Source organism: Xenorhabdus yunnanensis (assembly GCF_028598805.1).
Lineage (GTDB): Bacteria > Pseudomonadota > Gammaproteobacteria > Enterobacterales > Enterobacteriaceae > Xenorhabdus > Xenorhabdus yunnanensis.
In genome coordinates this window covers 43,076-53,646 of sequence record NZ_JAQRFI010000032.1, presented here as the reverse complement: position 1 = coordinate 53,646, position 10,571 = coordinate 43,076, and the positions used below count along the sequence as shown (strand labels likewise).

Below are 10,571 nucleotides of genomic sequence, written 5' to 3'. Positions count from 1 at the left end.
ATTAACTGTTCAGTCACTCTTCAAGACTTGGTATCTTTTTCGCCTTTCGGCGTGGATAGTGTCTTGCGAGTGCCCACACAGATTGTCTGATTCAATTGTTAAAGAGCGGGGCAACCGGGAAGTGCTTCCGGGTTGCGAGGCTGCGTATCTTACGCGTTTCGCCTCCGAAGTCAAGCGCTTATTTTCGCTTTTCTTCGCTGCCCGCCGCGGCGTGTCTCAGCTCAGCGTCGGTCAGTGGTGGCGCATTATAGGGAGTTTTCCGGCGGTGACAAGAGTTTTTTTCGATTTTTTTTCTGTTCGTGTTTTTTTTCAACAAAATCGACCATTTCGCGCTTTTTTTATTCTAAAATTGACGTTTTAGACAACAATCATTAAATCCATGTGGCATACAACGATTGTTAGTGCGATTGTCTATAACAGCCTGTAACAACAGTCAATCGACCTTGGATGATGTGATTGATTTATTAGTAACCAAAAATAGTTTGAGTTTAATGTATTAAAATATTACGTATTCACTAATTATCATAAAAAATAAACGGGATATCTAATGGTTAAATCTGCACGCAGTATGTCGGGGTTACCTTGGATTGCGGCCATGGCTTTTTTTATGCAGTCTTTAGACGCCACAATTCTTAACACTGCACTACCGGCAATTGCTAAAAGTCTTAATCATTCTCCACTGGCAATGCAGCCTGCTATTGTCAGTTATACCTTAACTGTAGCGATGCTAATTCCCGTAAGCGGTTGGCTCGCTGATAGATTTGGCACTCGTACGGTATTCATTTATGCTGTTTCTTTCTTTTCTTTAGGCTCGCTTGCTTGTGCACTATCGCACAATCTCCCCTCCTTAGTTATATCCAGAATTATTCAAGGTATAGGTGGAGCTATGATGATGCCTGTTGCTCGTCTGGCTTTGCTAAGAACATATCCGCGTAGCGAACTGTTACCTATTCTGAACTTTGTCACCATGCCAGGATTACTGGGTCCGATTTTGGGTCCAATGTTTGGTGGGTTGTTAGTGACCTATGCAACATGGCATTGGATCTTTATCATTAATATTCCCATTGGTTTATTGGGTATCATTTATGCCAAAAAGAATATGCCCAATTTAACCATGCCCAAATGCCCTTTCGATTTTCTGGGATTTATGTTGTTTAGTATAGGCTTGGTAGTGATTTCAGTCAGCTTTGACTTATTTGGGCATAACTCATTTTCTGGCTATATTCCTCTCGCTTTATTTTCTAGTGGTATCATCATGCTAGCGGGATATGTTTTCCATGCTAAAAGACATCCAAATCCTCTCATTAATCTCCAGTTGTTCCAAACACGTACATTTTCAATTGGCATCGCCAGCAATATTGCTACTCGACTAAGTACGGGATCGCTTTCATTTATTATTCCTTTGATGTTGCAAATGGGGTTTGGGTTTTCAGCTGTGATTGCAGGAATAATGATGGCACCGAACGCAATTGGTTCAATTTTAGCCAAATCTTTTGTCACCAAGATACTGACTCGTTTTGGATATAGAAATACGCTTATTTGGGTCACAATTATTATCGGTGTAATGATTTCGCAATTTTCACTACAGACACCGGAACTCCCTATCGCATTTTTAATAATTCCTCTTTTTATATTGGGAATGGTGATGTCCACACAGTTTACAGCGATGAACACAATCACCCTGGGTGATCTGAATGATAACAATGCCAGTGCCGGTAATAGCCTGCTAGCAGTTACTCAACAGTTATCTATCAGCTTTGGGGTAACCGTCAGTGCGGCAGCCCTGCGGTTTTATGAGTCAATAGGGTATGGCTCAGCCGTGAGCCATTTTCACTATACTTTGATTACGATGGGAGTGATTACCTTGATTTCTTCTACTGTTTTCCTATTACTGAATAAAGAAGACGGCAATAACTTAATTAAGAAGAAATAAACTGATTAACGGCAGGCGACAGAACTTCGCTCGATTAATTCAGGCGTCAAAATCAGTTGTTTTGGCTCACTTTCTGGATGATCCATTCTATAAAGCAAGCTATCAATCGCCAATTTACCCAATTCATCTTTTGGTTGATGGATGGTTGTCAACGGAGGAATCAAGTAAGGTGCGATTGCAATATCGTCATATCCGATAATGGAGATATCATCCGGTACAGAAAGCCCCTGTTGATACAAGGCTTGGTAAGCTCCAATCGCCATAGCATCGTTACCCGCAAATAAGGCTTCCGGTGGTTCACATAATTGGAGTAGTTGCTTCATTGATGACAATCCGCCAGCAAACTCAAAATCACTGTAGATTTCATATCCAACGGGAATCTCCAGCCCAGCTTCTTGCATCGCTTTTTGATATCCAGCCAAACGCTGGCAGGCAGGTGTCTTATCTCGTGGGCCAGTGATACAGGCAATTTTGCGAAAGCCTCGACTGATCAGATAATTGGTGGCCATTTCTCCCCCTTGTAGGGAATTATCCTTAATAATGTCATTGCAGATATCAAAAGGAGACCAATCCATGATTACCATCGGAATCAATGGATAACGGCGCAGGACGTTACTGGGTGGGCGCTGAGTTTCAGAACACATGATTAACAGGCCATCAACACGCTTTTGTAGCAAGGTTTCCATACTGCGAACCATACGGGTAACGTTACCTTCGGTATTACACAGAATTAAACTATATCCCCGTTCGTAACAGTTGCTTTCAACACTTCTGACAACTTCTGAATAAAAGGAATTATCACTGGCCGTAACCAACATACCAATGGTTTTAGTTTGCTTGATTTTCAAGCTTCTTGCCACAGCAGACGGGGCATAATTCAATTCCTCAATCGCTGCATTGACTTTCTTTTTCACGCTCTCACTGACATAACGATTGTCATTAATCACATGAGAAACAGTTGATGTTGAGACGCCCGCCAGACGGGCAACGTCCTTCATGGTAGCCACAGTTAATCCTGTTCAGATAGAAATGCATCAATTTCATTTCGCCACGGAATCGCAGGCTGCGCTCCCTGACGTGTCACTGCAATCGCAGCCGCTGCATGAGCAAAACGGATCGCTGACAACATTTCTTTTCCTTCCAGCAATCCCGTTATCAAGGTGCCATTAAATGTATCCCCTGCAGCAATTGTATCGAGCGCTTTTACTTTAAATCCGGGAACAATTTTACCTTTATTACCTTTCTCACTCAGCCATACGCCTCGGCTACCCAATGTGATAATAACCGTTTCTATTCCTTTATCATGTAAGGCCTGAGCTGCTTTTTCCGCTCCAACATCATCTTTGACAACAATGCCGGTCAGGCACTCTGCTTCAGTTTCATTTGGAGTGATGATATCCACCAACGAAAGCAGCCGATCTGAAATGTGCTGTGCTGGCGCTGGATTCAAGATCACTTTAGTATGGTGTTTCTTGGCCGTTTCAGCAGCAAGCTGTACAGTTTCCAATGGTGTTTCGAGCTGCAATAGTAATGCATCAGCATCCTTGACCACGTGGTCATGGCGGAGGAAATAATCTGGGGTTAAACTCCTATTCGCCCCTGCATTAATACCAATGACATTTTCACCCTGCTGATTAACAAAAATCAGAGCAACGCCCGTTGTTTCCCCTTCAATAATTTCAATTGAGGAGGTATTAATATTATCTTTCGCCAACTGCTGGTAAATCCGTGCACCGATATCATCTTGGCCAACGCAAGCAATAAATATAATGTCAGCACCGCAACGACCAGCAGCAACTGCCTGATTTGCGCCCTTTCCTCCAAATGCAACCCTATACTGTTCTCCTTTCACTGTTTCACCTGGTTGAGGAAAAGAATCGAGATTCAATATGTGATCTACATTGATGCTGCCCATCACCACCAATTTTGCCATACTCATTACATTTATTCCTGTTCAGCTGCTATTACTTGCTCAACAACGATGCAGCCACCAATCTCGATAGCTACATCGTAATGCTAATTATTTTTTGATAACTAATTCCAACTCAACCGGAATAGTGGCGTCAACTTTTTCACCTTTTAACACTTTGTCCGCGGTCTGAACACCGATGATACCAATTTGATCTGGACGCTGTGCGATCGTTGCTCCCAATTTACCGCTCTGTACAGCCTTAAGAGCATCGTCAGTACCATCGAATCCGACAACCAGCACATCTTCTTTACCGGCTGTCTGCAACGCTCGCAATGCACCAAGAGCCATTTCATCATTTTGAGCGAAAACAGCTTGTACTGACGGATGAGCTGTCAGCAGGTTTTGCATGACATTCATTCCCTTTGTACGATCATAGTCAGCGGGCTGACTAGCCAACATATTGAATTTGTGTTTTTGGGCTGCCTGACCAAAACCTTCACCACGTTCACGCGCACCTGAAGTTCCTGAAATACCTTCCAATTGAATGACTTTGACATCATTACCTAATTTTCCAGCGATAAAATCAGCTGCCATTTTGGCGCCTGAACGGCTGTCGGAGGCAATATAGCTGATAACATTGCCCTTATACGTTGAACGGTCAAGAGTGATAACCGGAATATTCGCCTTATTTGCCATGATCACTGCATTACCAACGGCATCCGAGTCGGTTGGATTAATTAACATCAATTTTATGCCACGAACCGTCAAATCCTGTACATTGGCCAACTCTTTTGCCGGGTTATCCTGAGAATCAAGCACAATCAGGTTATACCCCAACTTATCAGCCTCTTTTTGTGCGCTATCTTTCATTGTGACAAAGAAGGGGTTATTCAAAGTTGAAATAACCAATGCAATGCTATCTTTCGCCAGTGCATTAGCACTCATGGTGGCGCTTAATGCCATGACGGAGAGAATGGTTGCCAGCTTCTTCATTTTCATGTTGTTTTTTTCCTGTAGGGTGAGGTTATTTACTACTTTTGTTATCAACCAAGACCGCAAGTAAAATCACAACTGCCTTGACGATCATTTGGTAGTTGGAAGAAATTCCTAACAAGTTCAATCCATTGTTTAAAAAGCCTAAGATCAGCGCACCAATCAACGTACCAACAATGCGCCCTTTGCCTCCTGCCAAACTGGTTCCACCCAGTACGACTGCTGCAATGGCATCCAGTTCATAACCACTTCCAGCCATGGGTTGAGCAGAAGATAATCGGGCAACTTCGATAATGCTGGCCAGTGCAGCCAACAGACCACATAGGGAATAAACAATTATTTTTATTTTATCAACATTAATACCTGATAAACGTGTCGCAGATTCATTTCCGCCTAATGCATAGATGTAACGGCCAAGACGAGTGTGATGAAGAATGAACCAAACAGCGATAAACACCAGTAACATAATCCACACAGGTGTAGGTACTCCTAATGGACGCCCAATACCAAACCAACCAAACAGCTCCGCATTGTCACTGAACCCCATATTAATCGGACTCCCATCGGTATAAACCCGGGTCACTCCGCGCAGTAATAACATCATCACCAATGTCGCAATAAATGCCTGAACCTTGCCTTTCGCAACAATCACACCTGTACAAGCCCCAATTGCAGCCCCCAATACCAAAGCACCAGCAACAGCGAGCAAAGCATTGATGTCTGCTCCTACCATTGATGCCGCCATAGCTCCTGTCAGAGCCAGCAGAGAACCAACAGATAGATCAATTCCCGATGTCAGGATAACCAACGTCATTCCAACCGCCATGATAGCGTTGACAGAAGTTTGCTGGAGGATGTTGAATAAGTTATTCAATGTGAAAAAATTGGGGCTAAGGAAAGAAACCACAGCAATCAACAATAAGAGCGCAATGAGTGATTTTTGCTCCATCAACCACGTTTTAGTAAACCAACGTCGGGAGGCTGGCGCTGTACTAGAGTTCATATCCATTATCCTTGACCATTCTCTTTTAATTAGCCGTATTTTGCTTGTCGATAGATTGTGTACCAATAGGTTGTTTGCTTATATATTGCTTACCAACAGCAGCGGCCATCAATGCTTCCTGAGAAACACCTTTGGCGTCGAATTCCCCGCTGATATTACCTTCATACATGACTAGGATACGGTCACTCACTCCCATTACTTCAGGCATCTCAGAAGAAACCAAAATAATGCTCAAGCCTTCTTTTTTAAACTGGTTGATAAGCTGATAGATTTCTTTTTTCGCCCCTACATCTACGCCTCTGGTTGGCTCATCAAGAATCAATATTTTTGGTCGAGTCATTAATCCACGGGCAATCGCAACTTTCTGCTGATTACCGCCAGAAAGCAGACCTACAGTTTGTTCCATTGAGGGTGTTTTTATATTGAACAGCTTGATGAAGTCGGCAACGGATTTTTGTTCTGAGGAGTGATTCAAAAGACAAGAATTTCGGCTGAAATAGCATAATGCAGTGAGGGACATATTCTCTTTGACCGACATTTGTAAAACTAATCCATCACGCTTACGGTCTTCAGAAATATAGACAATGCCATTGGTGAGTCCCTCCTGTGGATTGCGGATCGTCAGAGGTTTGCCATCGAGCAAGATCTTACCTTCAGTTTTTGGCAAAGCTCCATAAATCACCTTCATCAGTTCAGTACGACCAGAGCCAATCAATCCGGAGATCCCCAGAATTTCTCCACCAAACAGGGAAAAACTGACATTATTGATCCCCGATCCAGAGAGGTTTTCAACTTCCAGTCGTTTTTCACCTCTCGGTAGATCCAAACGTGGGTATTGATCCTTTAGCTTTCGCCCCACCATCATTTCGATCAATTGCTCTTCGTTCAGAGCATTAATGGGCTGTTCACCAATAAATTGCCCATCGCGTAATACCGTCACATCATCACAAATTTCAAAAAGCTCTTTCAAACGATGGGATATATAGACAATGCCACATCCTTGCGCTTTCAGTTCCCGTATGACATGAAATAAGGATTCAGTTTCGGTATCAGTCAGGGCATCGGTAGGTTCATCCATAATGATGACTTTGGATTGGAAACTCAGCACCTTGGCAATTTCTACCATTTGTTGCTCACCAATGGACAATTCAGAAACAAGCCGATAGCTGCTGTAGCGGATATTTAAACGCCTCAACAAGTTATCGGCTTCTTCATACATTTTTTTCCAGTTGATGACGCCCAATTTATTGACGAATTCACGTCCCAAAAAAATGTTTTCAGCAATCGTTAATTGAGGGATGAGGTTTAACTCTTGATGAATAATGCCAATACCCGATTCCTGAGACGATTTAGGACCGGAGAAAGCCACTTCTTGTCCAAGATAGCAGATCGTGCCAGCATCTTTTTTATAAATACCAGTCAAGACTTTCATCATCGTGGATTTGCCGGCACCGTTTTCTCCGACTAACGCCATCACTTTCCCTGGATAAACACGTAACGCTGCCCCTGACAACGCTTTTACCCCAGGGAAAGTCTTATCAATCTCCTTTAACTCCAGTAATGGCTCCATAATATCCTCAGAAAGTTACACCAGAGCAAAGCAGGATATTGGCATAAGGAGAACATTCTCCCGTACGAATAACTGCTTTGCTCTTCTCTGTTTTCGCTTTCAGAATGCTATGACTGACATACTTTATCGCAATTGGATTTCCCTGTTGTATTTCGAGATCAGCAATACGCTTGATGATTTGCTCATGTATTTGCGGATTGTGTTCAATAATTTCAGTGGCCAAAATGGCCGCTTCAACTTGTACTTCCTGAACAACAACATCAAAAACAGATAACAGATCGGGAGTTCCCTGGGTTAGCGCTAAATCAATTCGCTGGGTAGACGACGGGATAGGTAACCCCGCATCACTGATTGTAATCTGATCAGTGTGCCCCAAACGAGAAATAACGGCTGAAATACCAGAATGTAATAAAACACCTTTTTTCATTTTTATACGCCTCTTAGCGAAACGTTTCGCTAATCAGTCATCATATAAAGCTAAATACTAAAGACAACACGATTGATACGAAAATGTGATCATCATAGAAACGTTTAAGAAGAAGGTAAGTAAAGAAAAAAAACTAACTTATTGAATAGGTTAGGCTGAATCGATTTTTTAATTCTCTTATTGAAGCTCAATAATTTAGAACAGGTAAAAGAACAACTAATGATCGATTATGCAAAAATGAAAAACCCGGTATTATGCGGATATTTGATCATATCTGGCATTTTAATACCGGGATTACAAACCGTTCATGGAGAAGATGGCTAAATTAAAACTTAGAGTACGCCCTCAACGGATTCAATGATTTCTGGTGACCAAACACCGCACTGAACCTGACCAATATGTGCCATTTGCAGCAACAACATCACCAAACGGGATTGCCCTATACCGCCACCAATAGATTGCGGCATGTCACCTTTAATCAGCGCCTGATGCCAATCATATTGCAGACGATCTTCATCACCAGTCAGCGCAAGCTGACGTTGCAAAGTTTCTGCATCAACACGGATACCCATTGAAGAAATTTCAAAAGCATCCTGCAAAACTGAGTTCCAGACAATGATGTCACCGTTCAGACCAAAGAAACCATCACTGTTTGGTGTCGTCCAATCGTCGTAATCCGGCGCGCGTACATCATGTGCCTGACCATCAGACAATTTACCACCAATACCCATCAGGAAAATCGCACCAAACTCTTTAGCGGCCTCACGCTCACGACCTTTAGCATCCAGATCAGGGTAACGTTTCAGAAGCTCTTCACTGTGAATAAAGTGAATTTGATCTGGCAGGAACGGTGCCAGACCAAATTCCTTACTTACTGCTTGTTGTGTTTCTTTTATTGCTTCGTAGATTTTGCCTACTGTCTGTTTTAAATAGTCGAGTGAACGCTGACCTTCACCCATCGTTTTCTCCCAATCCCACTGATCAACAAAGACAGAATGGATAGGAGTCAAGCGATCTTCATCAGGACGCAGAGCCTTCATGTGGGTATACAATCCTTGTTCAGCCTGAAAACCAAAGCGACCTAATGTTTTGCGTTTCCATTTCGCCAGAGAATGAACCACTTCAAATGTAGCATCCGGCAAAGTTTTCACTTTCACCTGAACCGCTTTTTCATGGCCAGACAAGTTATCCTGAGTACCATCACCAAGACGGCTCAAGATAGGTCCTTGAACTTCGATTAAACTAAGTTGTTTCTCCAGCAAACGGGAAAAGTATGATTTCACAAAACTAATCTGCTGCTGTTTTTCAATGAAGGATGTTTTCATGATGCTGATCTCAAAATTTTTAGTGACCCTGTGTCCTGTTGGTATAGATTAAGCAACAAAATGAGGTACAAATTCAATATCTGATAATAAAAATATTGAATAAGATCTACAAACGATAATTTTTAGACTATAAAAATGAATATTATTCAAAAATAGGGATTGAAAATGGCAGAAATTTATCAGATCGATAATTTAGACCGTGACATACTTCACGCTTTAATGGAAAACGCTCGTACACCTTACGCAGAATTAGCCAAAAAATTCGCGGTAAGCCCAGGAACAATTCATGTCCGTGTAGAAAAAATGAAGCAATCAGGGATCATCACAGGGACTCGGGTTGATATTAGTGCCAAACAATTGGGGTTCGATGTGTGCTGCTTTATCGGCATCATATTGAAAAGCGCAAAAGACTATCCGGCTGCATTAAAGAAACTCGATATGCTTAATGAAGTCGTTGAAGTTTATTACACCACAGGACACTACAGCATTTTCATTAAGGTCATGTGTCGATCTATCGAAGCTCTTCAGGACGTACTTATCAACAAGATACAGACTATTGACGAGATCCAGTCAACAGAAACATTGATCTCCCTGCAAAACCCGATAATAAGGACAATAAAACCGTAAAGCAGAAACCAGTTAACCACATTATCCACAGGTAGATCCCAATAGATTCACAGCGTACAATAGCTGCTCTTTAATTTAGCAAGGATCATGATGAGCACGATAACCTTAATCAGCGGCAGTACAATGGGTAGCGCTGAATACGTCGCAGAACATATAGCTGAGATCTTAGAAAATGACGGGTTTTCAACGGAAATGCTTCATGGTCCCTCATTGGAAGATCTTCCCCTTGAAGGATTGTGGATTGTGGTTACTTCAACGCATGGAGCTGGCGATTTACCTGATAATCTCCAGCCTCTGGCAGATGCGATCACACAACAGCAACCCGATCTAAGTAATATCACATTTGGTGCTATCGGCATTGGCAGCTCCGAATATGACACATTCTGTGGTGCAATAAGATCTCTGGAACGTTTATTGGAGGATCTCGGAGCAAAACGGATCGGGGATCGATTGGAAATAGACATTCTGCAACACGAAATTCCTGAAGATCCGGCCGAAAAATGGGTTAAAGAGTGGGCTAAGTTACTCTGATCCGATTAAAAATATAACGATCAACTGTGGATAACTCATCTGAAAAGCAGGGGTTAACCCGTAGTTATCCATTTAATAACCCAGCATCATTCTAGTGGCTGTGAATAACTCGGCTTTTAGATCCCAGCTTATACTGGGTTGGATCACGGATCATTCACAGCAAATGATCCTTTACACCATCATGATCTTTATATGGAAAATCCACTTATCCACAGAAGATAGCGATCCTAATAAAAGATCTAATAAAGAG

At 42.3% G+C, this 10,571-nt stretch carries 11 protein-coding genes; 4 read left to right on the top strand and 7 right to left on the bottom strand.

Features of this window, described 5'->3' with window-relative positions:
* Together PSI23_RS13775 and mdtD are read left to right on the top strand one after the other, a co-directional pair.
* Window positions 1-361, top strand: a 361-nt coding sequence (locus tag PSI23_RS13775) for a hypothetical protein (protein WP_273555626.1), incomplete at its 5' end; no start/stop codon positions are given.
* A gap of 186 nt (window positions 362-547) precedes the next feature.
* On the top strand, window positions 548-1,933 hold the full coding sequence (gene mdtD / locus PSI23_RS13770) for a multidrug transporter subunit MdtD (RefSeq protein WP_273555625.1): 1,386 nt from the start codon (window positions 548-550) through the stop codon (window positions 1,931-1,933).
* A gap of 5 nt (window positions 1,934-1,938) precedes the next feature.
* On the opposite strand, the gene rbsR is transcribed toward mdtD, so the two are convergent.
* The 7 genes from rbsR to asnA all read right to left on the bottom strand — a co-directional run bounded on the left by rbsR (window position 1,939) and on the right by asnA (window position 9,163).
* The gene (rbsR, locus tag PSI23_RS13765) at window positions 1,939-2,940 is read right to left on the bottom strand and encodes a ribose operon transcriptional repressor RbsR (RefSeq protein ID WP_273555624.1); all 1,002 of its coding nucleotides are present in this window, start codon (window positions 2,938-2,940) and stop codon (window positions 1,939-1,941) included.
* Between the two features lie 2 nt (window positions 2,941-2,942).
* Complete coding sequence (gene rbsK / locus PSI23_RS13760; RefSeq protein ID WP_273555623.1) at window positions 2,943-3,872, bottom strand: ribokinase; 930 nt, start codon at window positions 3,870-3,872, stop codon at window positions 2,943-2,945.
* 81 nt (window positions 3,873-3,953) lie between these two features.
* The gene (gene rbsB / locus PSI23_RS13755) at window positions 3,954-4,844 is read right to left on the bottom strand and encodes a ribose ABC transporter substrate-binding protein RbsB (RefSeq protein ID WP_273555622.1); all 891 of its coding nucleotides are present in this window, start codon (window positions 4,842-4,844) and stop codon (window positions 3,954-3,956) included.
* 25 nt (window positions 4,845-4,869) lie between these two features.
* On the bottom strand, window positions 4,870-5,841 hold the full coding sequence (rbsC, locus tag PSI23_RS13750) for a ribose ABC transporter permease (RefSeq protein ID WP_273555621.1): 972 nt from the start codon (window positions 5,839-5,841) through the stop codon (window positions 4,870-4,872).
* A gap of 25 nt (window positions 5,842-5,866) precedes the next feature.
* Window positions 5,867-7,411 carry a ribose ABC transporter ATP-binding protein RbsA gene (rbsA, locus tag PSI23_RS13745; RefSeq protein WP_273555620.1) on the bottom strand — a complete coding sequence of 515 codons (1,545 nt, stop codon included), beginning with the start codon at window positions 7,409-7,411 and terminating at the stop codon, window positions 5,867-5,869.
* Between the two features lie 7 nt (window positions 7,412-7,418).
* A complete protein-coding gene (rbsD, locus tag PSI23_RS13740) occupies window positions 7,419-7,838 on the bottom strand; it encodes a D-ribose pyranase (RefSeq protein ID WP_273555619.1) in 420 nt (139 codons plus the stop codon).
* A gap of 332 nt (window positions 7,839-8,170) precedes the next feature.
* The gene (gene asnA / locus PSI23_RS13735) at window positions 8,171-9,163 is read right to left on the bottom strand and encodes an aspartate--ammonia ligase (protein ID WP_273555618.1); all 993 of its coding nucleotides are present in this window, start codon (window positions 9,161-9,163) and stop codon (window positions 8,171-8,173) included.
* A gap of 165 nt (window positions 9,164-9,328) precedes the next feature.
* Here asnA and asnC point away from each other — a divergent pair, with 165 nt between their 5' ends.
* Entirely contained in the window at window positions 9,329-9,790 is a 462-nt protein-coding gene (gene asnC / locus PSI23_RS13730) for a transcriptional regulator AsnC (RefSeq protein ID WP_273555617.1), read from the top strand.
* 90 nt (window positions 9,791-9,880) lie between these two features.
* On the top strand, window positions 9,881-10,321 hold the full coding sequence (gene mioC, locus PSI23_RS13725) for an FMN-binding protein MioC (RefSeq protein WP_273555627.1): 441 nt from the start codon (window positions 9,881-9,883) through the stop codon (window positions 10,319-10,321).
* Window positions 10,322-10,571: the final 250 nt, after the last annotated feature.